Here is a 23,062-nt window from a genome sequence, read left to right as displayed (position 1 = left end):
CGGGAATCGGGAACTGCCACCCGAGGGAGCCCCGCATCCCCTTGAGGGTCGTGGTCCCGGCGGACCCGATCGGGGCGGCCCGGGCCCTCGCGCCCCTGGGCGAGCGCGGACGCGGGGCGTGCTCTCGGCCCGTGCCATGTCGGCCGGCGTCCTCGCGCTTGTCCCGCCGGACCTTGCCTTGCCGCGCGCGCCTGCGCCATGAAGCGGGAGCCATAAGCCAACGGAGGGTCGCATGGGCTTGAGGGTCGCTTTCCAGATGGACCCGATCGGGGCGGTCAGCATCGACGCCGACTCCACCTTCCGCCTGATGCTGGAGGCGCAGGCGCGGGGGCATTCGCTGTTCTACTACACGCCCGACCGTCTCTCCTATCAGGAGGGACGGGTGATGGCGCGGGGCTGGCCGGTGGAGGTCCGGCGGGTGAAGGGGGACCACTTCACCCTGGGCGCGGAGGCGGAGGTCGATCTGGCGGACTTCGACGTGGTGTGGCTCCGGCAGGACCCGCCCTTCGACATGCATTACATCACGCTGACGCACCTGCTGGACATGATCCATCCGCGCACGCTGGTGGTGAACGACCCGGCCTGGGTGCGGAACTCGCCGGAGAAGCTGCTGGTGCTGCGCTTCCCGGACCTGACGCCGCCGACGGCCATCGCGCGGGACCTGCGGACTCTGCGGGAGTTCCGCGCGCGGCACGGGGACATCATCCTGAAGCCGCTGTATGGCAACGGCGGCGCGGGGGTGTTCAAGCTCGGGATGGACGACGGCAACCTCGCGTCGCTGTTCGAGCTGTTCACCGGCTTCTCGCGCGAGCCCCTGATCGTGCAGAAGTATCTGCCGGAGGTGACGAAAGGCGACAAGCGGGTGATCCTTGTGGACGGGGAGTGCGTGGGGGCGATCAACCGCGTGCCGGCGCAGGGCGAGACGCGGTCGAACATGCACGTGGGGGGGCGGCCGGAGAAGGTGGAGATCACGGCGCGGGACCGGGAGATCTGCGAGCGGATCGGGCCCACGCTGCGCGAGAAGGGGCTGGTCTTCGTGGGCATCGACGTGATCGGGGACTGGCTGACGGAGATCAACGTCACCTCGCCCACGGGCATCCAGGAGTTGGAGCGGTTCGACGGGACGAACGCCGCCGGGCTGATCTGGGAGGCGATCGAGCGGAAGCGGGCGGGTTGAGGCGCGCGGGCGGGCGGGCGGCCCGGCCTGCGACGGGACCCGGAGTGGATGGGGCGTAATGGGGTTCGCTGAAGCGCACCCCAAGGAGCGTCGGGGGCGTCAGACCTCCTTGGAGAGGGCGAGGCGGTAGCTGACGGCCTCGGCCATGTGGGGGCGGCGGACGCGGGCGGAGGCGTCGAGGTCGGCGAGGGTGCGGGCGACCCGCAGGACGCGGTGGTAGCCGCGTGCGGACAGGCCGATGCGGGCGGCGACCTTGGACAGGAGGTCGCGGCCCTCGGCGCAGGGCTCGGCGATCTCCTCCAGCAGGCGGCCCTCGGCGTCGGCGTTGAGGCGGGCGGTCTCGTGGCCGGCGTAGCGGCGGGACTGGGCGGCGCGGGCCTGGGCGATGCGGGCGGCGACATCGGCCGAGGAGTCGCCGGAGGGCGGCAGGTCGAGGTCCTGGAAGGCGACGGGGGGCACCTCCACCCGAAGGTCGAAGCGGTCGAGGAGCGGGCCGGAGATGCGGCCCATGTAGTCGTCCCCGCAGGCGGGGGCCTTGGCGCAGGCGCGGGCGGCGTCCGCAAGGTGCCCGCAGCGGCAGGGGTTGGCGGCGGCGACCAGCAGGAAGCGGCAAGGGTAGCAGACATGGGCGTTGGCGCGGGCGACCACGACCTCGCCCGATTCGACGGGCTGGCGGAGGGTTTCGAGGACGGTGCGGGGAAACTCGGGGAACTCGTCGAGGAAAAGGACGCCGTTGTGGGCGAGGCTGACCTCGCCCGGTTTCGCGCCGCGCCCGCCGCCGATGATCGCGGCCATGGAGGCGGTGTGGTGCGGCTCGCGGAAGGGGCGGGCGCGGCTGATCCCGCCCTCGGTCAGCAGGCCCGCGAGGGAGTGGATCATCGAGGTCTCCAGCGCCTCGGGCGGGGTCAGCGGCGGCAGGAGGCCGGGGAGGCGGGCGGCGAGCATCGACTTGCCGGAGCCGGGCGGCCCCACGAGGAGGAGGTGGTGGCGGCCGGCGGCGGCGATCTCCAGCGCGCGCTTCGCGCGCTCCTGGCCCTTCACGTCGCGCAGGTCGCGGCCGAAGGGCGGGGGCAGCACCTCGCCGGGCTGGGCGGGGGCGAGGGGGGAATCGCCCGAATAGTGGCGCACGACCTCGGCCAGGGACCCCGCGCCGATGACCTCGGTCGCGCCGACCCAGGCGGCCTCCGCGCCCGAGGCGCGGGGGCAGAGGAGGGTGCGCCCGGCCTCGGCCGCGGCGAGGGCGGCGGGAAGCGCGCCGAGGACGGGGACGAGCTGGCCGCCGAGCGAGAGCTCCCCCAGGGCGACCGTGCGAGCCACGTCCTCGGGCGGGAGGATGCCGATGGCGGCGAGGAGGGCCAGCGCGATGGGGAGGTCGAAGTGAGACCCCTCCTTGGGCAGGTCGGCGGGGGAGAGGTTGACGGTGATGCGCTTGGCGGGCAGCGCGATGGCCATTTCCGTGAGGGCGGCGCGGACCCGTTCGCGCGCCTCGGACACCGCCTTGTCGGGGAGGCCGACGATGGCGAAGGCGGGTATCCCCGGCGCCACGGCGCATTGCACCTCGACCAGGCGGGCCTCCACCCCCTCGAAGGCGACCGTGTAGGCCAGCGCGACCATGCTGTTGTTCCCCTGTTCCCGAGGGGAGGATGGCCGAGGAGGGTTAGGGAAGGGTTAACGCGCCGCCCATAGCGCCGCGAAGGCGGGCCAGGCCAGCGGGTCGGCCACGGTCTTGTCGCGGCAGAGGGCGTTGCAGAAGCCGATTGTCCGGCCCTCGGATTCGAGGAGGTGGGTGACGGGCTGGCCGGAGTAGGGGCAGGCGGCGTTCTCGGGCGTGCCGGCCTCGACGGCGCGGGCAGGCAGGGGAGCGGGGCCGGGCCAGGGGCGGCGAGGGTGGTCGCGGCGGTAGAACTCCTGGTCGGGGCCGTCCACGAGGGCCATGGCTCGCCAGCGGCGGAAGGACGGGTGCGACAGGTGGGCGGCGACGGTGGCCTGCGCCGACGGCGATACGGGCAGGGCGTAGGTCGCGATGCGGGTCGCGACGGGCGCAAAGAAGGCGTCGGCGGCGGAGTAGGGGCCGCACAGCCAGGGGCCGGGGGAGCCGGTCGTCTCGCGAGCCCAGGACCAGAGGGTTTCGAGGCGGTCGAGGTCGGCGCGCAGGGCGTCGTCCACCGGGGTCGTCTCGTAGGAGACGCGGATGTTCATGGGGCATTGCGACCGCAGGGCGTGGAAGCCGGCGTGCATCTCGGCGGCGAGGGAGCGGGCCACGGCGCGGGCGCGGGAATCGGCGGGCCAGTGGCCGGCATCGGGGTGGCGGGAGGCCAGCTCCTCGGCGATGGCTAGGCTTTCGAGGACCACGGTGCCGTCGGGGAGGCGCAGGGCGGGGACGGTGCGGGCGGGGGCGAAGTCCTTGAGCAGCGTCGGCAGTTCGTCGGTGTAGAGGCGGGCGCTGTGGGTCCGAACGGGGAGGCCGAAGGCGTCTAGGAGGAGCCAGCCGCGCAGGGACCAGCTCGAATAGGCGCGGTCGCCGATGGCGAGGTCGTAGGTCATGGCGTGGTCTCCCTTTGTCGAGCAGGAGACTAGCGGGGCGGGCGGAACGGGGGAAACGACGTTTGCTGCGGGTCGCGATCACGGACGATGATCGACGGCCTCCACGCGCCACGCGCCGTCCGATTCGGAGAGGACGGTCAGGGACAGGGGCTCGATGCGCTGGGCGAAGGCTTCCAAGGCCGGGATGCCGCGCGCGCGCTGGAGGGCGGCGAGGATCGGGCCGAAGTGGCAGACGACGATCAGCTCGGGGTGCTGGGCGAGGTGGCGGTCGAGGGCGGACTCGACGCGGGCGCGCAGCGCGTTCCACGTCTCGCCGCCGGGCGGGGCGTGCTCGCCGGGCTGCTCCCACAGGGCGCGGGCGAGGATGGGGTCCTCGGCCTCGGCCTCGGCGTGGGTCCGCATCTCCCAGGCGCCGAAGTGCAGCTCCCGCAGGGCGGGGTCGTGGGGGAGGCGGGGGCGGTCCTCGGCCACGGCGTCGGCGGTGGTGGCCGCCCGGCGGAGGTCGGAGGAGACGACCGGCACCCAGGGAAGCGCCAGCGACAGGCGGTTGATCGCCGCCGCGTCCGACAGGTCGGCGGGGAGGTCGGTCCAGCCGCACATCCCCTTGGCGCCGGTGGGGCCGTGGCGCAGGAGCCAGAGCCGCCTCATGGCAGCGCGCCCTTGAGGACGAGGGGGAGCCCGGCGGCGACGAACACCACGAGGTCGGCCTGCGCCGCGAGACGCTGATTGAGGCGGCCCTGCGCCTCGCGGAAGCGGCGACCCAGTGCCGTCTCGGGGACGAGGCCCAGGCCCAGTTCGTTGGAGACCACGACCACCGGAGCGGGGCAGGCGGCGAGCGCGGCGAGCAGCGCAGCCTCCTCGGACGGGAGGTCGGCCTCGGCCAGCATGGCGTTGGTCAGCCACAATGTGGCGCAGTCGAGCAACACCGTTTCCGCAGGCGATATTCCGCCGAGCGCACTGGTCAGGTCGCGCGGGGCCTCTATCGTTCGCCAGCCGGGTCCGCGCCTTTCGCGGTGCAGGGAGATTTTCCGTTGCATTTCAGCATCCCACGCCTCGGCGGTGGCGATGTAGGCCTTTGCGCGCGTGTCGGCGGCTAGCAGGTCCTCGGCGAAGGCGGACTTCCCGGAGGCCGCGCCTCCTAGGACCAGCGTGAGTTTTTGCAAGGGCAAGGCGGGAACTTCCTCGTTCCGGGTTCGTTTTGGGCTCGTAACGGCAATGGGCGACGGGGGACAGCCCCGAAGGCCAGGAACAGGGGACCCGAGGCACGATGGCATTGGACGGCTACGCGGATCAGCACCTTTCCCGCACGGCGATGAAGGCGGAGCTCCTCGACGCGGACACGGAGCTGCGACTGGCCTACGCCTGGCGCGACCACCGCGACGAGAGGGCGTTGCACCGGCTCATCACCGCCTACATGCGGCTCGCGATCTCCATGGCGGGCAAGTTCCGCCGCTATGGCGCGCCGATGAACGACCTCATCCAGGAGGCCTCACTTGGCCTGATGAAGGCCGCCGACAAGTTCGACCCGGATCGGGGCGTGCGATTCTCGACCTATGCGGTCTGGTGGATCAAGGCGTCGATCCAGGACTACGTGATGCGGAACTGGTCGATGGTCCGCACCGGCTCCACGTCGTCGCAGAAGTCGCTGTTCTTCAACATGCGCCGGGTGCAGGCCCGGATCGAGCGCGAGGCGCAGGCCGAGGGGATCACGCTCGCCCCCCATCAGGTGCGCGCCATGATCGCCAAGGAAGTCGGCGTGCCCTTGGCCGACGTGGAGATGATGGAAGGGCGGCTGTCGGGGTCGGACTATTCGCTGAACGCCACGCAGTCGGCCGAGGAGGAAGGCCGCGAGTGGATCGAGGCGCTGGAGGACGACACCACCCAGGCGGCCGAGCGGGTGGAGATCAACCACGACACCGACACGCTGCGGCAGTGGCTTCTTACGGCGCTGTCGGCGCTGAACGACCGGGAGCGGTTCATCGTCCGCGAGCGCAAGCTGCGGGACGAGCCTCGGACGCTGGAGTCGCTGGGCGACGAGCTGGGGCTGTCGAAGGAGCGGGTGCGGCAACTGGAGGCGGCGGCCTTTGGCAAGATGCGGCGGTGCCTGGAGACGCAGAGCCGGGAGGTGCTGCACTTCTTCAACTGACGGAGGTGGGGGCTCTGCCCCCACGCCCCCGGAATACTTCGAGTCAAAGAAAGGGCCGTGCCTTGAGGGTGCGGCCCTTGCGTTGACTCCGGCGGCCGGGCCGCCAATTGTCCGGCCATGCTCGCGGGTCGCCACATTCTTCTCGTCATCGGTGGCGGGATCGCCGCCTACAAGGCGCTGGACCTCATCCGGCGGCTGAAGGAGCGGGGCGCGCGGGTGACTCCGGTGCTGACCGCCTCGGGGGCGGAGTTCGTGACGCCGCTGTCGGTCTCGGCGCTGGCGGGCGAGGAGGTGCATCGGACGCTGTTCGATCTGACCGCCGAGGCGAAGATGGGGCATATCGAGCTGTCGCGTTCCGCCGATCTCGTGGTGGTCGCGCCCGCGACCGCCGACCTGATGGCGCGGGCGGCGAACGGCTTCGCGCCGGACCTCGCGGCGACGCTGCTGCTGGCCACCGACAAGCGGGTGCTGATGGCCCCGGCGATGAACGTGCGGATGTGGGAGCATCCGGCGACGCAGCGGAACCTCGCGGCGCTGCGGCGCGACGGGGTGCTGTTCGTCGGGCCGAACCAGGGGGCGATGGCCTGCGGGGAGTTCGGCTACGGGCGGATGGCCGAGCCGCTGGAGATCGTCGCGGCGGCGGAGGGAGCGCTGAGGCCCGCCGCGCGGCCCTTGGCGGGGCGGCATGTGGTCGTGACCTCGGGGCCGACGCACGAGCCCATCGACCCGGTGCGCTACATCGCCAACCGCTCCTCGGGCGCGCAAGGGGCGGCGATCGGCGCGGCTCTGGCGGCGCTGGGCGCGCGGGTGACGTTCGTGACCGGACCCGCTGCGGTGCCGCCGCCCGAAGGGGTGGAGGTCGTGCGGGTGGAGAGGGCCGGGGAGATGCTGGACGCCGTGCGCGCCGCGCTGCCCGCCGACGCGGCGGTGATGGCGGCGGCGGTGGCCGACTGGCGGGTGGACGGAGCCTCGGGGCAGAAGCTGAAGAAGGGCGAGGGTGGCCCGCCTTCGCTGGTGCTGGTGCCGAACCCGGACATCCTGGCGACGGTGGCCGGGATGCAGGCAGGGCGGCCGCGGCTCGTGGTGGGCTTCGCGGCGGAGACGGAACGGGTGCTGGAGCACGCGCGGGCCAAGCGGCTGCGGAAGGGCTGCGACTGGATCGTGGCGAACGACGTGTCGCCCGCGACGGGGATCATGGGCGGGTCGGAAAACGCGGTGACGCTCATCACCGCAATGGGCGAGGAGGAGTGGCCGCGCATGGGCAAGGACGCGGTGGCCGCGCGGCTGGCGGCGCGGATCGCGGAGGCGCTGGCGTGACCGGGGGCGTGAGCGGGCCGGTGGTGCGGGTCGCCTGGGTGGAGGGCGCGGACCGCTCCTTGCCGCTGCCCGCCTACCAAACGGCGGGCGCAGCGGGGGCGGACCTGCGGGCGAACCTGCCGGAGGGGGCGCGGACCCTCGGGATCACGCTGCCGCCGGGGGGACAGGCCGCCGTGCCCACGGGGCTGCGGATGGCGATCCCCGAGGGGTTCGAGGGGCAGGTCCGCGCCCGGTCGAGCCTTGCGAGGCGGGGGCTGATCCTGCCCAATGCGCCCGGCACCATCGACGCCGATTATCGGGGCGAGGTGCTGGTGCTGGTCCTGAACGCAGGGAACGATACAATCACGATCCGTCACGGCGAGAGGCTCGCGCAGATGGTGGTCGCGCCGGTGGTGCGGGCGGGGTTCGAGGTAGCGGAGACGCTGGACGACACGGCGCGCGGCGCGGGCGGGTTCGGCTCGACAGGGCGCGGCCTGTGATCGTGGTGGGGGCGATGGCGGCGGTGATCTGGGTCGTCGGCTGGGCCCTCGGCACCCCTCGGCAGGCGCGGCTCCTGATGCTCGGCATTCTCTTGACGGCGGTCGTGGCGCTCCATGTCATCGTGGGCGAGGGTCACCCTCTGCGAGAGCAGACGGGGAGCGATCCCCGGCTGTGGCTCCTGCTCGTGGCCGCCGTGGCGTTGGCCTGGGGATACGGGCAGGTCCTGGGCCGGGTGCGAGTGGAGGCCACCCGGCGGCAGGCCCCGCCGCCGGAGCCGTCGCGCGTGCCCGGCACGCTGTCCGAGGCGGAGCTGTCGCGCTACGCCCGCCACATCACCCTGCGCGAGATCGGCGGCATGGGGCAGCGCGCCTTGCGCGACGCCCGCGTGCTGGTGGTGGGCGCGGGGGGTCTGGGGAGCCCGGCGATCCTTTATCTCGGCGCGGCAGGGGTCGGGCATCTCGGCATCATCGACGGCGACGAGGTGGAGCGGTCGAACCTCCAGCGGCAGGTGATCCATGGCGAGGCCGACCTTGGCCGCCTCAAGGCGCGGTCGGCGGGGGACTCGGCGGCCTCGCTGAACCCGCACATCACGGTGCGGACCTACTCGCGCCGCTTCACGGCCGACATCGCGTCGGAGCTGCTGGCGGGCTATGACCTCGTGCTCGACGGGTCGGACAGCTTCGGGACGCGGGGCCTCGTGAACCGCGCGGCGGTCGCGGCGGGGGTGCCGCTGATCGCGGGGGCGCTCACCGCCTGGGAGGGGCAGGTGAGCCTCTACGATCCGGCGCGGGGCGGGCCGTGCTATGCCTGCGTCTTCCCGGAGGAGCCGGCGCCGGGGCTCGTGCCGTCCTGCGCCGAGGCGGGGGTCGCGGGGCCGCTGCCGGGAGTCGTGGGCTCGCTGATGGCGCTGGAGGCCGTGAAGCACCTCGCCCAGGCGGGGGAGACGCTGCGGGGGCGGATGCTGCTGTTCGATGGGCTCCATGCCGAGGCCCGCACGATCGGGCTGGAGGCGCGGGCGGATTGCCCGGTCTGCGGCGGGCGGGGCCTGCCGCGGGCTTGAAGGCCGGATCGGGCCGCCTAGTTCGCCCGCCATGGCCGACACATCCACGAACCCCCGCTCCTCCCTCGGCGACAGCCTGATGCAATCGGGCGCCGAGGCCCGCCACCGCGAGCTCGCCACCGAGCACCTGCTGTTCCAGACGCTCACATATATCGAGCGGCAGTTTCCCGGTCTGTTCGACCATCTGGAAACCAGCATCGCGCATCTGGGCGACAGCGCGCAGGACGACACCAAGGACGACGAGGCCGTGCGCGAGGTCGCGCGGCTCTTCGTCCAGAGCCTCCGGCGCAGCGCGGGGGGCTGAGCGGGGCGGCTTGCCAACGGCGTCGCGCGCGGCCAACCTGCCGCGCGAACGTCCGCACAGGGAGCCCCCAGATGACCCGCCTTCTCGCCTCCGCCGCGCTGATCCTCGGCGCCCTGCCGGCCTTCGCGCAGGACCTCCCCGACCTCGGGGGGCGCGAGATCACGGTCGTTACCGAGAACGCCTATCCGCCTCTCCAGTTCGTGGACGCCGAGGGGAACGCCGTCGGCTGGGAATACGACTTCATGGCCGAGGCGGCGGAGCGGCTGAACGCCACGGTCGCTTACGAGAACACCTCCTGGGACGCGATGATCCCCGCCGTGGCGGAGGGGCAGTACGACATCGGCATGACCGGCATCACCATCCGCGACGACCGCCGGGAGGTCGTGGATTTCTCGGAACCCTACATGACCAGCCAGATGCGGATGATCGTGCGGGGCGACGAGGAACGCTTCGCCGACGCGGCGGGCTTTGCCGCCGATCCCGACCTGCTGGCGGCGGCGCAGCCGGGCACGACGCCCTTCTACACCACCGTCTACGAGGTGCTCGACGGCGACGAGGCGAACCCGCGCATCATCAAGTTCGAGACCTTCGGCGCGGGGCTGGAGGCGCTGCGCTCGGGAGACGTGGACTTGGTGCTGTCGGACTCGACGGCGGCCGAGGGCTATGTCGCGGCCTCCGAGGGCGGGCTCAGGATCGTGGGCGAGCCGCTGGGGACCGAGGATTTCGGCTTCATCTTCCCCAAGGGTTCGGACCTCGTGGCGCCGATGAATGCCGTCATCGAGTCGATGCGCGCGGACGGCACGCTCGACGCGCTGAACCAGACGTGGTTCGTCGATTACGCCATGGGGCGGTAAGCCCCCGCCTTGGGGTCCCCGCCTCCCGAGAAGGATTTCCCCTGGTGGCTCGTCGCGGTGGTCGCGGCGGGCCTCCTGCTCTTCTGGCAGGTGCTGGCGAGCCCGATCTACGCCGACATCCTGCGCAAGCTCGCGCAGGGGATCGGGATCACGGTGATGGTGTCGGTCGTGGCCTACGGGGCGGCCTGCCTGCTGGGGCTGGGCCTTGCGCTCATGGCGCTGTCGCGCAGCCGCGCGGCGCGGCAGGCCGCGCGCCTCTACGTGGAGGTCATGCGGGGGGTGCCGATCGTCGTGCTGCTCCTGTATGTCGCCTTCGTGCTGGCCCCGGCGCTGGTCGCGGGCTGGAACGCGCTGGCCGGGGCGCTGGGGCTGGAGCCGCTGCGGCCGCGCGACGTCTCGCTCCTGTGGCGGGCGGTGATCGCGCTGACGCTGGCCTACGCGGCCTTCCTGGCCGAGGTGTTCCGCGCGGGGCTCGCCTCGGTCGAGCGGGGGCAGGTCGAGGCGGCCATGGCGCTGGGGCTGACCGGCTGGCAACGGTTCCGGCTGGTCACGTTCCCGCAGGCCTTCCGCACGGTGTTCCCGGCGCTGGGCAACGACTTCGTGGCGATGGTCAAGGACTCCTCGCTGGTGAGCGTCCTGGGGGTCACGGACGTCACGCAGCTTGGCAAGGTCACGGCGGCGGGGAACTTCCGCTACTTCGAGACCTACAACGTCGTGGCGCTGATCTACCTGACCATGACCATCGGGCTGTCGCTCCTGCTGCGGCGGCTGGAGGAGCGGTTGCGGGCGCGGGGCTAGGCCGTTCGGCTCCTGGCGTTCCGATGCAACGCACGATTGCGCGCACGGACCCGGGGCGGGGTGGAACCCCGCCGCGCGGTCGGCCATGGTGACGCCTGACTCATAACGCAGCGGGATCGCCACGCCATGAACGCCCTCCTGTCCGACTGGACCACGCCCTTCGGCCTGCCGCCCTTCGACGCCATCCGCGACGAGGAGTTCGGCCCCGCCGTGGACGCCGCGCTGGAGGAGGCGCGCGCCAACGTCCGCGCCATCGCCGAGGACGGGGCGGCCCCGACCTTCGGGAACACCGTCGCCGCGCTGGAGCGGGCGGATGCCACGCTCTCGCGCGTGCTGGGGGCCTTCTACGCCGTCGCCGGCGCGGACAGCAACGACGCCCGCCGCGCGCTGGAGCGGGAACTCGCGCCCAAGCTGTCGGCCTACGGGTCCGAGATCACGTCGAACACGGCGCTGTTCGGGCGGATCGACGAGTTGTGGACGCGGAAGGACGCCCTCGGGCTGAACCCCGAGGAGGAGCGGGTGCTGTTCCTCACCCATCGCGGCTTCGTCCGCTCCGGCGCGCGGCTGGAGGGGACGGCGGCCGAGCGGATGAAGGAGGTGAAGGCGCGGCTCGCGGTGCTGGGGACGCAGTTCAGCCAGAACGTCCTCGCGGACGAGCGGGACTGGGCCATGCCCCTGGGAGAGCAGGACCTGGAGGGGCTGCCGGAGTTCGTGGTCGCCGGCGCGCGCGCCGCCGGGGAGGCGCGCGGGGCCGGCGGGCCGGTGGTGACGCTCTCGCGCTCGCTCATCGTGCCGTTCCTCCAGTTCTCGCCGCGCCGCGACCTGCGGCGCAGGGCCTACGAGGCCTGGACCGCGCGGGGGGCGAACGGGGGGGCGACCGACAACCGGGGCATCGCCGCCGAGATGCTGCGGCTGCGCGAGGAGCGGGCGCGGCTGCTGGGCTATGCGTCCTTCGCGGACTGGAAGCTGGAGACCGAGATGGCGCGGGAGCCCGCGCGGGTGCGCGAGCTGCTGATGGAGGTCTGGGCCCCGGCGCGGGAGGCGGCGGAGCGCGACGCGGTGGTGCTGGAGCTGATGCTGCACGCCGACGGGCACGCCGGGCCCTTGGAGCCCTGGGACTGGCGCTACTACGCCGAGAAGCGCCGCGCGGCGGAGCACGACCTCGACGAGGCCGAGGTGAAGGCCTTCCTGCGGCTCGATGGGATGATCGGGGCGGCCTTCGACGTGGCCCACCGGCTCTTCGGGCTGGAGTTCCGCGAGGTGGCGGACGCGCCGCGCTATCATCCCGACGTGCGGGTCTGGGACGTGACGCGCGGGGGCGCGCACGTGGCGGCGTTCGTCGGCGACTACTTCGCCCGCGAGGGGAAGCGGTCGGGGGCCTGGTGCAGCGCCATGCGGTCGCAATCCCGCCTCGATGGCGAGGTGCGGCCCATCGTCGTGAACGTCTGCAACTTCGCGAAAAGCGAGAGCGGGCCGAGCCTCCTGAGCTGGGATGACGCCCGCACGCTGTTCCACGAGTTCGGCCACGCGCTCCACCAGATGCTGTCGGACGTGACCTTCGAGTCGATCAGCGGCACGTCGGTCGCGCGCGACTTCGTGGAGCTGCCGTCGCAGCTTTACGAGCACTGGCTGGAGGTCCCCGAGGTGCTGGAGGCCCATGCGCGCGACGAGGGCGGCGAGCCGATGCCGCGCGACCTGCGCGAGCGCCTGCTGGCGGCGTCCACGTTCGACATGGGGTTCCACACCGTCGAATACCTGGCGAGCGCGCTCGTGGATCTGGCGTTCCATGACGGAGCCGCGCCCGCCGACCCCATGCAGCGGCAGGCCGAGGTGCTGGAGGGGATCGGGATGCCCCGCGCCATCCGGATGCGGCACGCCACGCCGCACTTCGCTCATGTCTTCTCGGGCGACGGCTACAGCGCCGGGTATTACTCCTATCTCTGGAGCGAGGTCATGGACGCCGACGCCTTCGCCGCCTTCGGCGAGGCGGGCGACCCCTTCGATGCGGACCTCGCGCGACGGCTGGAGGAGGACATCCTGAGCGCCGGGGGATCGGAGGAGGCGGATGTCCTCTACACCCGCTTCCGGGGCCGGATGCCGGGGGTCGAGGCGCTGCTGCGCGGCCGCGGCCTCCTCCCCGAAGCGGCGTGAGAGGAGGGCGGGCTCCCACCAGGGGCGGCCCGTCCAGTCCTCGACGAAGCGGCGCATGAGGGCTTCGGCCGCGTGCGCCACGGCGTGGTCGGGGGCGGGGCCGGCCACGATCTCGGCCAGCGCCCAGAGGGCGCGGCGGGCGGGCGCGAGGGCGGCCTCGTCGGCGGCGACGTAGCTGGCGAGCTGGCGGCGGACGGAATCGAGGCAGCCGATCCGGTAGGACGAATCGGGCGGCAGGGCGAGGGCGGTGAGCGGGTCCATGGGTCGGGTCCTCCTTTCCGTTGCGGGCGTGTGGGGGGAGAATCGCACCGAACCGTTAACGCCGTCTGACAGCAACGAACGGTCAGGGGGCGATTCGCGCAACACTCCCCGGGGGTGATTCGCGGTGGGGATGAAGTTGCCCGTGAGCCCGTGGCCGGGGCGCGGGCGGAGGCGTTGCTTGCGTATTTGGGCCAAGTTGATGGGCAGGGGCGAAGGCCTGTCAGAAGGCTCTTGAGGGGATGGGGTGGGCCGCGCGCTGCGGGGCGGGCGGGGCCGATGGGTGGCGCGCTGGCCTTCCTGTCCGCCGCCCGCGCCGAGCTGTGCGGCGAGGACGGAACGTGATCGGCGCAACAGCTCTGGGCCGAACCGAGCCAACCTCTTCCAGCGGGCGGCCACGTCCCAGGCGAAGAGCCTCCACGCCGCCGCCATGGCTGGGAAGATTCCGGGCCGGAGCTTCGGCTCCGTCGAGGAGGCCCAGATCTTCGCGGGCCACCAGCTCACCCATATCAGCGGTCTTCTGACGACCATCAACAACTATGGGGGCGGGGACGCGACCGTCGGGGGAGATTTCACCGCCGCGCACCAGGCCACCGGAGACGCCGAGTTCGACGCCTTCATGACGCAGTTGGCTGCTCGGTCGCGTGACAGCCTGGAGGCGGCCCGGCTGTATCTGCCGGTCTACACGCAGGAGCTGGAGAAGAGCTTCGGGATCGACGGGCCGATCATCGAGGAGGTCGATGGCAAGCTCCGGGTCCGCCAGTTCGACATCGCGCTCGACGGCGAGACATTTGCGCGATCCCTGGGGCGCGGCGTCGTCGCGGAGTATCGTCCGGACGGCACGCTGAAGCTGGACAAGTATTCCTGACAGACGCGTGACGACATCAGCGAAGCCAAGTCAGGACTTGGAGGAACATCATGTCGTCCGGTTCAGGGCATCCCTGATCCGCGATTTTCCTGCGGCCATGCCGATGCGAGGAGCGGCCTTCCGGGGCCGGGGAGGGTGGGCGCGGCGGCGGGGTAACCGCGTCCTGCGGAGGCCATCGGGGCGGGGGCGGCTGGGCTTGGCGTGGGGCGCTGACGTGCGCCCTTCGGAAGGGGGAGGCCGCGCCGGGGGCGGGCGCGGCGGAACCCCACCCGGCGCGCGGGTGGGGGTCCGTCAGGGCGTCACTCGGCGACGGCGCGTTGGGCTTGGGCGGGCTCGGCGCCGAAGCCCTGGCGGCCGACCGCGTCGTAGGCGAGGAAGCCCGCCGCGCGGGCCTCGTCGGGGCCGTAGACGTTGCGGAGGTCGGCGAGGCGCGGCTCGGCCATGGCGGCGGCGAGGCGCTTCAGGTCCAGGGCGCGGAACTGGTTCCACTCGGTCAGGAGGGCGACCATGTGCGCGCCCTCGGCGGCCACGTAGGGGTCGTCCAGCCATTCGACGCCGGGGAGCAGGTGCTCGCCCTCGCGGCGGCCCTGGGGGTCCACGGCGCGGACGGTCGCGCCGGCGGCCTGGAGCGCGGGGACGATGGCGAGCGCGGGGGCGTCGCGCATGTCGTCGGTGTTGGGCTTGAAGGTGACGCCGAGGACGGTGACGGTCTTGCCCTTGAGCGAGCCGCCCGAGAGCGCCGCGATCTTGTCCACCATGCGGGCCTTGACGGCCTCGTTCACCTCGATGGTGGATTCCACCAGGCGGAGGCGCTGGCCGAAGTCCTGCCCCGTTTGCGCGAAGGCGTTGGTGTCCTTGGGGAAGCACGAGCCGCCGTAACCGGGGCCGGCGTGGAGGAACTTGGCCCCGATGCGGCCGTCGAGGCCGATGCCCTTGGACACGGCCTTGACGTCGGCGCCCACCTTCTCGCACAGCGCCGCCACCTCGTTGATGAAGGTGATCTTGATGGCGAGGAAGGCGTTGGCCGCATACTTGATCATCTCGGCCGATTCGAGGTCGGTGTAGACGATGGGGAAGTCGCGCAGGAACAGCGGCTTGTAGATGTCGCCCATCACCTGCCGGGCCTGGTCGGAGCCGTCGGCGTCGAGGCCCACCACCACGCGGTCGGGCTTCATGAAGTCGTCGATGGCCGCGCCCTCGCGCAGGAACTCGGGGTTGGAGGCGACGCCCCAGGCGAACTCGGGGCGGGTCTCGCGCAGGATGCGGGCGACCTCGCGGTTGGTGCCGACCGGGACGGTGGATTTCGTCACGACCACGGTCGGGGCGGTCGCGGAACGTGCGATCTCCTCGGCGGCGGCGTAGACGTAGCTGAGGTCGGCGTGGCCGTCGCCCCGGCGCGAGGGGGTGCCCACGGCGATGAACACGGCGTCCGCGCCGTGCACGGCCTCGGCGAGGTCGGTGGTGAAGGAGAGCCGCCCCTCGGCCACGTTGCGGGCGAGGAGGGCGTCGAGGCCGGGCTCGTAGATGGGGATGCGGCCGTCGCGGAGGCCGGCGATCTTGCCCTCGTGCTTGTCCACGCAGACCACCTCGTGGCCGAAGTCGGAGAAGCAGACCCCCGACACCAGGCCCACGTAGCCTGTCCCGATCATCGCGATCTTCATGAGCCCTTGCCTCCGGCCAACCAGTTCGGTCCCCGGGTTGGCCCAGGACCGTGGCGATTTCAAGTCCTTTCGCGGTCGCAGCATGGGCGTGGCGGGGGCCATTCCCGGCCCCATGCGGCGGATTTCGTTTGCGAAGCGCAACGGGCCGCGCCAGTCTCGGGCCGGACACGGGGCGAGTCCCCGGGCCGGCGGCGCGCGGGCGACCGCCGGCCGGGACCGGATGCAGGGAGACCGACATGAGCCAACCGACGCGGGCGCGCCGCTTTTTCCGGGGGGCCTCGGCCCTGGCCGGCCTGTCGCTGATCGCGGCCCCGGCCGCGCGCGCGCAGATGACCGAAGTCGGCGAGGGGGAGGGCGCGCTGTCGATCGTCGCCTGGGCCGGCTACGTGGAGCGGGGCGAGACCGATCCCGCCTTCGACTGGGTGACGGGCTTCGAGGCGGCGACGGGCTGCCTCGTGGAGGTCAAGACGGCCAACACCTCGGACGAGATGGTGGCGCTGATGAACGAGGGCGGCTTCGACCTCGTGACGGCGAGCGGCGACGCGAGCCTGCGGCTGATCGCGGGGGAACGGGTGCAGCCGGTGAACGTGGACCTGATCCCGTCCTGGGCCAAGGTGGACGACCGGCTGAAGGACGCGCCCTGGCACACGGTGGACGGGGTGCATTACGGCGTGCCCTACATGTGGGGGCCGAACGTGCTGATGTACAGCACGGAGGTCTTTCCCGAGGCGCCGACCTCGTGGAACGTCGTCTTCGAGGCGATGGACCTGCCGGACGGGCAGCCCAACGCCGGGCGGGTGCAGGCCTACGACGGGCCCATCCACATCGCCGATGCGGCGCAATACCTGATGGCGCACAAGCCCGAGCTGGGGATCGCCGACCCCTACGAGCTGAACGAGGAGCAATACGCCGCCGCGCTGGAGTTGCTGCGCGGGCAGCGCAAGCTGGTGGGCCGCTACTGGCACGACGCCTTCATCCAGATCGACGACTTCAAGAACGAGGGGATGGCGGCCTCGGGGTCGTGGCCCTTCATGGTCAACCTGCTCAGGGCGGACGGCGCCCCGGTGGCGAGCACCATCCCCGAGGAGGGGGCGACGGGCTGGGCCGACACGACCATGCTGCACGTGGACAGCGAGCATCCGAACTGCGCCTACAAGTTCTTCGAGCATCAGCTGGCGAGCAACCTGCAATCGGACCTGGCGGTGTGGTTCGGGGCCAACCCTTCCGTCCCCGAGGCCTGCACGGACGGGCGCGGGATGCTGACGCCGGAGGTGTGCCACGCGAACGGCTTCGACGACTTCGACCGCATCCGGTTCTGGCGGACGCCGGTCGCGGATTGCAGCCAGGGCGAGGACGCCTGCGTGCCGTATTACCGCTGGGTGAGCGACTACATCGGGGTGATCGGCGGGCGGTGATCGGCCGGTGGGCCGCCCCTTGGGGACGGGGATGGCGTGTGAACCTCCGCGTGCCGCGGAGAACCACCCACCCTGCGGCACCGAGCGGTCGGGCGACCGGGCCCAGGGCGGGTTCGCCCCGCCCCTGCTGCGGCGGGCCGAGGCCCGCCTCGCGAGATCTGGCGGGCGGTGGCCCCCGTCCGCCGCCCGACGGGGGGCGAGGCCCCGGGCCATGGGGATGAGATGACCTCTGCTGTGAGCTTTCGCGGCGTGTCGCGCCACTTCGGGGAGGTCCGGGCCGTGGACGGCGTGGACCTCGACATCGCCGAGGGGGAGTTCTTCGCGATGCTGGGGCCGAGCGGGTCGGGCAAGACCACCTGCCTGCGGCTGGTCGCGGGCTTCGAGGCGCCCGACGACGGCGAGATCCGGCTGTTCGGGGAGCCGGTGGCGGGTCTGCCGCCCTACCGGCGCGCGGTCAACACGGTGTTCCAGGATTATGCGCTGTTCCCGCACCTGAGCGTGCTCGACAACGTGGCTTATGGGCTGATGATCTCCGGGGTCGGCAAGGCCGAGCGGCGGCGGCGGGCCGAGGAGGCGCTGGGGATGATGGCGCTGCCGGGCTATGGCGCGCGCCGGCCGTCCGAGCTGTCGGGCGGGCAGCGGCAGCGGGTGGCGCTGGCCCGCGCCCTGGTGAACCGGCCGAGGGTGCTGCTGCTGGACGAGCCCCTGGGGGCGCTGGACCTCAAGCTGCGCGAGCAGATGCAGGACGAGCTGAAGGCGTTGCAGCGGAAGGTGGGGATCACCTTCCTGCTGGTGACGCACGACCAGGGCGAGGCCCTGAGCATGGCCGACCGGGTGGCGGTGTTCGACCGGGGGCGGCTCCAGCAGGTGGGGACGCCGGCCGAGGTCTACGGGCGGCCGCGCACGCGGTTCGTGGCGGACTTCGTGGGGTCGGGGAACGTGCTGGCGCCGGAGCTGGCGCGGGCCTTTGGCGGCGCGGCGGCCTGGACCTCGCTGCGGCCGGAGGCGCTGCGGCTGGTCGCGCCCGAGGGGGCGGCGCTGGCGGGGACGGTGATGGCGGCGCGGTATCTGGGCGCGGCGACGCGGGTGGCGGTGGCCCTGCCGCAGGGCGAGGTCGCGGTGCTGGTGCCGGGCGGGCAGGCGGTGCCGGAGGCGGGGACGCGCGTGGGGCTGGCCTGGGAGGCGGGGGCGCTGCATCCGATGGAGGCGGCATGACGGGGCGTCGCGCGGACTTGGGGCGTCGCGGCGCGGGGGGCCGGCCCTGCGGGGCCGCGTATTTGGGCCAAGTTGAAGGGGCGGGCCCGTCGGATCGTTCCGTGGCGCGGCCCGGGCCGGGGGGCGCGAGGTGACGGCGGCGGCGGCGGGCGCCGCGCGGGGCGGGGTCGCGGGGCGGCTGTCGGACCTGCTGTGGCGCAGGCCTTCGGTGCTGCTGGCGCTGCTGCTGGGGCCGCCGCTGCTGTGGCTGGGGCTGGTGTATCTCGGGAGCCTCGGGGCGCTGCTGGTGCAGTCGTTCTTCTCGATCGACGAGTTCTCGGGGGTAATCGACCGGACGCCGACGCTGCGGACCTGGGGGGAGCTGCTGCGGCCCGCGAACCTCGACATCATCGCGCGGACGGTGCTGATGGCGGCGCTGGTGACGGGGGCGAGCGTCGTCGTGGCGTTCCCCATCGCCTACTACGCGGCGCGGTATGCGCGGGGGCGGTGGAAGGCGGCGTTCTACCTGGGAGTCATGCTGCCGCTGTGGTCGAGCTACCTCGTCAAGGTCTATGCCTGGAAGCTGATCCTCGCCAAGGAGGGGATCGTGGGCTGGGGGTTCGAGTCGGTGGGCCTGGGCTGGCTGCTGGAGGCGTTCCTGTCGGTGCCGGGGATCGGGGGGAACTCCCTGTCCGTGAGCCCGACGGGGACGTTCCTCGTGTTCGTCCATGTCTGGCTGCCGTTCATGATCCTGCCGATCCAGGCGGCGCTGGAGCGGGTGCCGGGAAGCCTCGTGGAGGCGTCGGCGGATCTCGGGGCGAGCCCGGGGCGGACGTTCCGGCACGTCCTCTGGCCGCTGGCGCTGCCGGGGGTGGTGGCGGGGTCGATCTTCACCTTCTCGCTGACCCTGGGGGACTACATCATCCCGCAGATCATCGGGACGAGCGCGCGGTTCATCGGGCTGGCGGTCTACCAGTATCAGGGGACGGCGGGGAACGTGCCGCTGGCGGCGGCCTTCGCGGTCGTGCCGATCGCCGTTATGGGGCTGTATCTGTGGGGCGCGAAGCGGATGGGGGCCTTCGATGCGATGTGAGGTCGCGCGGGCGGCGGGGGGGCGTCATGCGGGCTGACCGGGCGCCGTGGTGGCTGGGGGCGCTCGCGGGCGGGGGGCTTTTGTTCCTGCACGGGCCGATCCTGCTGATCTTCGCCTACGCCTTCAGCACCGAGGATTCGTCCTTCACCTGGCCGCCGCCGGGGCTGACGCTGCGCTGGTTCGGCGCGGCCTGGGAGCGGCCGGACATCTGGGAGGCGCTGGGGCTGTCGCTGCGGGTGGCCCTGGTCTCGACGGCGGTGGCGCTGGTGCTGGGGACGCTCTGCGCGGCGGCCGTGGCGCGGACGCGGTTCTTCGGGCGGGAAGTGGTGTCGCTGCTGGTGATCCTGCCCATCGCGCTGCCGGGGATCATCACCGGGATCGCGCTGCGGTCGGCCTTCAACCTCGCGGACATTCCGTTCAGCTTCTGGACCATCGTGCTGGGGCACGCGACCTTCTGCGTCGTGGTGGTCCACAACAACGCCGTGGCGCGGTTCCGGCGGATGTCGGGGTCGCTGATCGAGGCCAGCATGGACCTGGGCGCCACCTACGGCCAGACGCTGCGGCACGTCATCCTGCCCAACATCGCGACGGCGCTGCTCGCGGGGGGGATGCTGGCCTTCGCGCTGAGCTTCGACGAGGTGATCGTGACCACCTTCACGGCGGGGAACCAGGCGACGCTGCCGATCTGGATGCTGGAGGAGCTGGTGCGGCCCCGCGAACGTCCGGTGACCAACGTGGTCGCCATGGTGGTCGTGCTGGTCACGGCCCTGCCGATCCTGGCCGCCTATCATCTGACCCGCGGGACGGACACCGTCGCGGGGAGCGGGAAATGAGGAGACTCCCATGACCATGCAGTTCGACACGGGGATGCTGATCGGCAACGTCTTCGAGGCGGGGACGGAGGGGGAGGAGACCATTCTCAACCCCCGCACCGGCGCGACGATCCTGAAGCTGCCGGAGGCGGGGCCGGGGCAGATCGACCGGGCGGTGGCGGCGGCGCGGGCGGCGTTCCGCACGTGGTCGCGGACGACCCCGGGGCAGCGGTCGAACCTGCTGCTGAAGATCGCCGACCGGATCGAGGCGGAGGCGGAGGCGTTCGCGGCGCTGGAGGCGCTCAACACCGGCAAGCCGATCAACGCGGCGCTGAACGACGAGATCCCGGCGATCGTGGACTGCTACCGCTTCTTCGCGGGGGCGGCGCGGAACATGCAGGGGGCGCTGGCGGGGGAATACCTTCCGGGCCACACCAGCATGATCCGGCGCGATCCCGTCGGCGTCGTGGCGAGCATCGCGCCCTGGAACTATCCGCTGATGATGATGGCCTGGAAGCTCGCCCCGGCGCTGGCGGGGGGGAACACGGTGGTCCTCAAGCCCAGCGAGCAGACGCCGCTGACGGCGCTGAAGATGGCGCGAATCCTGGCCGAGGTGCTGCCCGAGGGGGTGGTGAACGTCGTCGTCGGGCAGGGGGGATCGGTGGGCAACGCGCTGATCCACCATCCGGGCGTGGACATGGTGTCGATCACCGGCGACGTGGGGACGGGAAGGAAGGTGCTCCAGGCGGCGGCGCAGACCGTGAAGCGAACGCATCTGGAGCTGGGCGGCAAGGCGCCGGTGATCGTCTTCGACGACGCCGACCTAGAGAAGGTGGTGTCCGGCCTTCGGGCGTTCAGCTTCTACAACGCCGGGCAGGACTGCACGGCGGCCTGCCGGGTCTATGCCGCGCGCGGCATCCACGACCGGCTGGTGGCCGAGCTGGCGGCGGCGGCGGCCTCGATCACCTTCGGAGCCGAGGACGACACGGTGAACGAGATGCCGCCGCTGATCTCCTTGCGCCAGCGGGACCGGGTGGCGGGCTTCGTGGAGCGCGCGGGCGGGCAGGGGCATATGGAGGTCGTCACCGGCGGCGCGGCGCCCGAGGGGTCGGGGTTCTACTACCAGCCGACCGTGATCGCCGGGGCCCGGCAGGAGGACGAGATCGTGCAGCGCGAGGTCTTTGGCCCCGTGGTCAGCGTCACGCGGTTCGACGAGGCCGAGCAGGCGGTGGATTGGGCGAACGACTCGCCCTACGGGCTGGCGTCGTCGGTGTGGACGCGGGACGTGGGGCGGGCGATGGAGGTGGCGTCGCGGCTGCAATACGGCTGCACCTGGGTGAACACCCACTTCATGCTGGTCAACGAGATGCCGCATGGGGGCCTCAAGCAGTCGGGCTATGGCAAGGACATGAGCCTGTATGCGCTTGAGGATTACACCGCCGTCCGTCACGTTATGATCGCGCACTGAAACCCGAGGACGGCGGTCGCCCGACCGCCGGTCCGAACATCCCTAGGCCCCGAATGCCCGGCAACCTGACCCTGGAGACCCTGCGCGGCGCCGTCGCGGCGGGGGAGATCGACACCGTGCTCTGCTGCGCCTGCGACATGCAGGGGCGGCTCGTGGGGAAGCGCTTCCACGCGCAGCACTTCCTCGAGTCGGGGCACAAGGAGACGCATGGCTGCAACTACCTGCTGGCCGTGGACATGGAGATGACCACGGTGCCGGGCTACAAGGCGGCGTCGTGGGCGGGGGGCTATGGGGACTACATCCACAAGCCGGACCTGGGCACGCTGCGCCGCGCGCCCTGGCTGTCGGGGACGGCGATGGTGATGGCGGACTTCCTCGACCACCACGGCGAGCCGGTCGCCCACGCGCCGAGGAACGTGCTGAAGCGGCAGGTGGAGCGGGCGCGGGCGCTGGGGCTGGAGCCGATGATGGCGACGGAGCTGGAGTTCTTCCTGTTCGAGGAGTCGTTCGAGCAGCTCTGGGACCGGGGCCATGCCCGGCCCACGCCGGTCGTGCGCTACAACAACGATTACGGCATCCTCGGCTCCTCCAAGGAGGAGGCGGTGATGCGGCCCTTGCGGAACGCGCTGTTCGGGGCGGGGATCGCCGTCGAGAACACCAAGGGCGAGGCCGAGGCGGGGCAGGAGGAGGTGAACATCCGGTATTCGGACGCTCTCGATACCGCCGACAGCCATTCCATCGTGAAGATGGTCACGAAGGAGGTGGCCCAAGCCGCGGGGCGGAGCGTCACCTTCATGGCGAAGTACGACACCGCGCGGGCGGGGTCGTCGTCGCACATCCACCAGTCGCTCTGGCGGGACGGGCGGAACGTCTTCCTCGACGAGGGAGCCGCGCACGGGATGAGCGGGCTGATGCGGAGCTACCTCGCGGGGCTGCTGGCCCATGCGGGGGAGTGCACGTATTTCCTCGCGCCCTATGTGAACAGCTACAAGCGCTTCACCGTGGGGATGTTCGCGCCGACCAAGGCGGTCTGGAGCCGGGACAACCGGACGGCGGGCTATCGCGTCTGCGGCGAGGGGACCAAGGGGGTGCGGGTGGAGTGCCGGGTCGGCGGAGCGGACCTGAACCCCTATCTGGCGCTGGCGGCGCAGCTCGCGGCGGGACTCGCGGGGGTCGAGGCGGGGCTGGAGCTGGAGCCCGAGATGGCGGGGGACGTGTATTCGGCCGAAGCCGCGCGGGCGATCCCGAGGAACCTGCGCGAGGCGGCCGAGGCGCTGCGGGGGTCGGCGATGCTGCGCGCGGCGATGGGCGACGACGTGGTGGAGCACTACACCCGCGCCGCCACCTGGGAGATCGAGGAATGCGACCGCATGGTGACGGACTGGGACCTGCGGCGGGGATTCGAGCGGGCGTGACGGCCTGCAAGGGATGACAGGGGCCAGAGGGCCCCGAGCGATCGAGG

At 72.1% G+C, this 23,062-nt stretch carries 21 protein-coding genes; 16 read left to right on the top strand and 5 right to left on the bottom strand.

The annotated features are described in order from the left end of the window. Positions 1-232: 232 nt before the first annotated feature. The gene (gene gshB / locus J2Z33_RS02740) at positions 233-1,177 is read left to right on the top strand and encodes a glutathione synthase (protein WP_209837664.1); all 945 of its coding nucleotides are present in this window, start codon (positions 233-235) and stop codon (positions 1,175-1,177) included. 99 nt (positions 1,178-1,276) lie between these two features. On the opposite strand, the gene J2Z33_RS02735 is transcribed toward gshB, so the two are convergent. The 4 genes from J2Z33_RS02735 to cobU all read right to left on the bottom strand — a co-directional run bounded on the left by J2Z33_RS02735 (position 1,277) and on the right by cobU (position 4,890). Next, entirely contained in the window at positions 1,277-2,791 is a 1,515-nt protein-coding gene (locus tag J2Z33_RS02735; protein WP_209837662.1) for a YifB family Mg chelatase-like AAA ATPase, read from the bottom strand. Positions 2,792-2,845: 54 nt separating this feature from the next. Then, positions 2,846-3,721 carry a glutathione S-transferase gene (locus J2Z33_RS02730; protein ID WP_209837659.1) on the bottom strand — a complete coding sequence of 292 codons (876 nt, stop codon included), beginning with the start codon at positions 3,719-3,721 and terminating at the stop codon, positions 2,846-2,848. A 78-nt stretch (positions 3,722-3,799) separates the two neighbouring features. After that, on the bottom strand, positions 3,800-4,369 hold the full coding sequence (locus J2Z33_RS02725; protein ID WP_209837657.1) for a histidine phosphatase family protein: 570 nt from the start codon (positions 4,367-4,369) through the stop codon (positions 3,800-3,802). After that, positions 4,366-4,890: a bifunctional adenosylcobinamide kinase/adenosylcobinamide-phosphate guanylyltransferase gene (gene cobU, locus J2Z33_RS02720; protein ID WP_245218507.1), complete on the bottom strand. Its 525-nt coding sequence runs from the start codon at positions 4,888-4,890 to the stop codon at positions 4,366-4,368. The genes J2Z33_RS02725 and cobU overlap by 4 nt, the downstream gene beginning before the upstream one ends. Before the next feature lie 98 nt (positions 4,891-4,988). Here cobU and J2Z33_RS02715 point away from each other — a divergent pair, with 98 nt between their 5' ends. The 9 genes from J2Z33_RS02715 (at position 4,989) to J2Z33_RS02675 (ending at position 13,957) form a co-directional block, all read left to right on the top strand. Beyond that, positions 4,989-5,867: an RNA polymerase factor sigma-32 gene (locus J2Z33_RS02715; protein ID WP_209837653.1), complete on the top strand. Its 879-nt coding sequence runs from the start codon at positions 4,989-4,991 to the stop codon at positions 5,865-5,867. 117 nt (positions 5,868-5,984) lie between these two features. Next, positions 5,985-7,184, top strand: coding sequence for a bifunctional phosphopantothenoylcysteine decarboxylase/phosphopantothenate--cysteine ligase CoaBC (coaBC, locus tag J2Z33_RS02710; RefSeq protein WP_209837651.1), 1,200 nt, complete (start codon positions 5,985-5,987; stop codon positions 7,182-7,184). Beyond that, entirely contained in the window at positions 7,181-7,663 is a 483-nt protein-coding gene (gene dut / locus J2Z33_RS02705) for a dUTP diphosphatase (RefSeq protein WP_342454112.1), read from the top strand. The genes coaBC and dut overlap by 4 nt, the downstream gene beginning before the upstream one ends. Continuing rightward, the gene (locus J2Z33_RS02700) at positions 7,660-8,724 is read left to right on the top strand and encodes a HesA/MoeB/ThiF family protein (protein WP_209837649.1); all 1,065 of its coding nucleotides are present in this window, start codon (positions 7,660-7,662) and stop codon (positions 8,722-8,724) included. Before dut ends, J2Z33_RS02700 begins: the two co-directional genes overlap by 4 nt. A gap of 31 nt (positions 8,725-8,755) precedes the next feature. Further along, positions 8,756-9,028 (top strand): hypothetical protein, encoded by a 273-nt coding sequence (locus J2Z33_RS02695; protein ID WP_209837647.1) that lies wholly within the window; start codon positions 8,756-8,758, stop codon positions 9,026-9,028. A gap of 71 nt (positions 9,029-9,099) precedes the next feature. Next, positions 9,100-9,882 carry a transporter substrate-binding domain-containing protein gene (locus J2Z33_RS02690; protein WP_209837645.1) on the top strand — a complete coding sequence of 261 codons (783 nt, stop codon included), beginning with the start codon at positions 9,100-9,102 and terminating at the stop codon, positions 9,880-9,882. Positions 9,883-9,891: 9 nt separating this feature from the next. Continuing rightward, the gene (locus J2Z33_RS02685; protein WP_209837643.1) at positions 9,892-10,680 is read left to right on the top strand and encodes an amino acid ABC transporter permease; all 789 of its coding nucleotides are present in this window, start codon (positions 9,892-9,894) and stop codon (positions 10,678-10,680) included. A 126-nt stretch (positions 10,681-10,806) separates the two neighbouring features. Then, a complete protein-coding gene (locus J2Z33_RS02680; protein WP_209837641.1) occupies positions 10,807-12,831 on the top strand; it encodes a M3 family metallopeptidase in 2,025 nt (674 codons plus the stop codon). Between the two features lie 688 nt (positions 12,832-13,519). Further along, on the top strand, positions 13,520-13,957 hold the full coding sequence (locus J2Z33_RS02675) for a hypothetical protein (protein WP_209837639.1): 438 nt from the start codon (positions 13,520-13,522) through the stop codon (positions 13,955-13,957). Between the two features lie 299 nt (positions 13,958-14,256). Here the strand turns inward: J2Z33_RS02675 and J2Z33_RS02670 are convergent, their stop codons facing one another. Next, a complete protein-coding gene (locus J2Z33_RS02670; protein ID WP_209837637.1) occupies positions 14,257-15,618 on the bottom strand; it encodes a UDP-glucose dehydrogenase family protein in 1,362 nt (453 codons plus the stop codon). A 236-nt stretch (positions 15,619-15,854) separates the two neighbouring features. Here J2Z33_RS02670 and J2Z33_RS02665 point away from each other — a divergent pair, with 236 nt between their 5' ends. The 6 genes from J2Z33_RS02665 to J2Z33_RS02640 all read left to right on the top strand — a co-directional run bounded on the left by J2Z33_RS02665 (position 15,855) and on the right by J2Z33_RS02640 (position 23,015). Then, positions 15,855-17,033 carry an ABC transporter substrate-binding protein gene (locus tag J2Z33_RS02665; RefSeq protein WP_209837635.1) on the top strand — a complete coding sequence of 393 codons (1,179 nt, stop codon included), beginning with the start codon at positions 15,855-15,857 and terminating at the stop codon, positions 17,031-17,033. A 222-nt stretch (positions 17,034-17,255) separates the two neighbouring features. Then, entirely contained in the window at positions 17,256-18,248 is a 993-nt protein-coding gene (locus J2Z33_RS02660; protein ID WP_209837634.1) for an ABC transporter ATP-binding protein, read from the top strand. A 130-nt stretch (positions 18,249-18,378) separates the two neighbouring features. Then, positions 18,379-19,320 (top strand): ABC transporter permease, encoded by a 942-nt coding sequence (locus tag J2Z33_RS02655; RefSeq protein WP_209837632.1) that lies wholly within the window; start codon positions 18,379-18,381, stop codon positions 19,318-19,320. A 26-nt stretch (positions 19,321-19,346) separates the two neighbouring features. Next, the gene (locus tag J2Z33_RS02650) at positions 19,347-20,153 is read left to right on the top strand and encodes an ABC transporter permease (RefSeq protein WP_209837630.1); all 807 of its coding nucleotides are present in this window, start codon (positions 19,347-19,349) and stop codon (positions 20,151-20,153) included. A gap of 10 nt (positions 20,154-20,163) precedes the next feature. Next, positions 20,164-21,600 carry a gamma-aminobutyraldehyde dehydrogenase gene (locus tag J2Z33_RS02645; RefSeq protein WP_245218506.1) on the top strand — a complete coding sequence of 479 codons (1,437 nt, stop codon included), beginning with the start codon at positions 20,164-20,166 and terminating at the stop codon, positions 21,598-21,600. Between the two features lie 53 nt (positions 21,601-21,653). Continuing rightward, positions 21,654-23,015, top strand: coding sequence for a glutamine synthetase family protein (locus J2Z33_RS02640; RefSeq protein ID WP_209837628.1), 1,362 nt, complete (start codon positions 21,654-21,656; stop codon positions 23,013-23,015). Positions 23,016-23,062 lie beyond the last annotated feature (47 nt).

Origin of the sequence: Rubellimicrobium aerolatum (assembly GCF_017872975.1) — a bacterium.
Lineage (GTDB): Bacteria > Pseudomonadota > Alphaproteobacteria > Rhodobacterales > Rhodobacteraceae > Rubellimicrobium > Rubellimicrobium aerolatum.
The sequence above is the reverse complement of the archived record's forward strand: the minus strand, read 5'-3'. Positions and strand labels throughout refer to the sequence as shown.

Bases quoted from the DNA above. Each gene is read 5' to 3' on its own strand.
- J2Z33_RS02645 (WP_245218506.1), top strand. From the start codon at position 20,164: ATGACCATGCAGTTCGACACGGGGATGCTGATCGGCAACGTCTTCGAG.
- J2Z33_RS02695 (WP_209837647.1), top strand. From the start codon at position 8,756: ATGGCCGACACATCCACGAACCCCCGCTCCTCCCTCGGCGACAGCCTG.
- J2Z33_RS02680 (WP_209837641.1), top strand. From the start codon at position 10,807: ATGAACGCCCTCCTGTCCGACTGGACCACGCCCTTCGGCCTGCCGCCC.
- J2Z33_RS02725 (WP_209837657.1), bottom strand. From the start codon at position 4,369: ATGAGGCGGCTCTGGCTCCTGCGCCACGGCCCCACCGGCGCCAAGGGG.
- coaBC (WP_209837651.1), top strand. From the start codon at position 5,985: ATGCTCGCGGGTCGCCACATTCTTCTCGTCATCGGTGGCGGGATCGCC.
- J2Z33_RS02735 (WP_209837662.1), bottom strand. From the start codon at position 2,791: ATGGTCGCGCTGGCCTACACGGTCGCCTTCGAGGGGGTGGAGGCCCGC.
- J2Z33_RS02640 (WP_209837628.1), top strand. From the start codon at position 21,654: ATGCCCGGCAACCTGACCCTGGAGACCCTGCGCGGCGCCGTCGCGGCG.
- J2Z33_RS02660 (WP_209837634.1), top strand. From the start codon at position 17,256: ATGACCTCTGCTGTGAGCTTTCGCGGCGTGTCGCGCCACTTCGGGGAG.
- J2Z33_RS02665 (WP_209837635.1), top strand. From the start codon at position 15,855: ATGAGCCAACCGACGCGGGCGCGCCGCTTTTTCCGGGGGGCCTCGGCC.
- J2Z33_RS02715 (WP_209837653.1), top strand. From the start codon at position 4,989: ATGGCATTGGACGGCTACGCGGATCAGCACCTTTCCCGCACGGCGATG.
- J2Z33_RS02675 (WP_209837639.1), top strand. From the start codon at position 13,520: ATGGCTGGGAAGATTCCGGGCCGGAGCTTCGGCTCCGTCGAGGAGGCC.
- J2Z33_RS02670 (WP_209837637.1), bottom strand. From the start codon at position 15,618: ATGAAGATCGCGATGATCGGGACAGGCTACGTGGGCCTGGTGTCGGGG.
- J2Z33_RS02690 (WP_209837645.1), top strand. From the start codon at position 9,100: ATGACCCGCCTTCTCGCCTCCGCCGCGCTGATCCTCGGCGCCCTGCCG.
- J2Z33_RS02730 (WP_209837659.1), bottom strand. From the start codon at position 3,721: ATGACCTACGACCTCGCCATCGGCGACCGCGCCTATTCGAGCTGGTCC.
- gshB (WP_209837664.1), top strand. From the start codon at position 233: ATGGGCTTGAGGGTCGCTTTCCAGATGGACCCGATCGGGGCGGTCAGC.
- J2Z33_RS02650 (WP_209837630.1), top strand. From the start codon at position 19,347: ATGCGGGCTGACCGGGCGCCGTGGTGGCTGGGGGCGCTCGCGGGCGGG.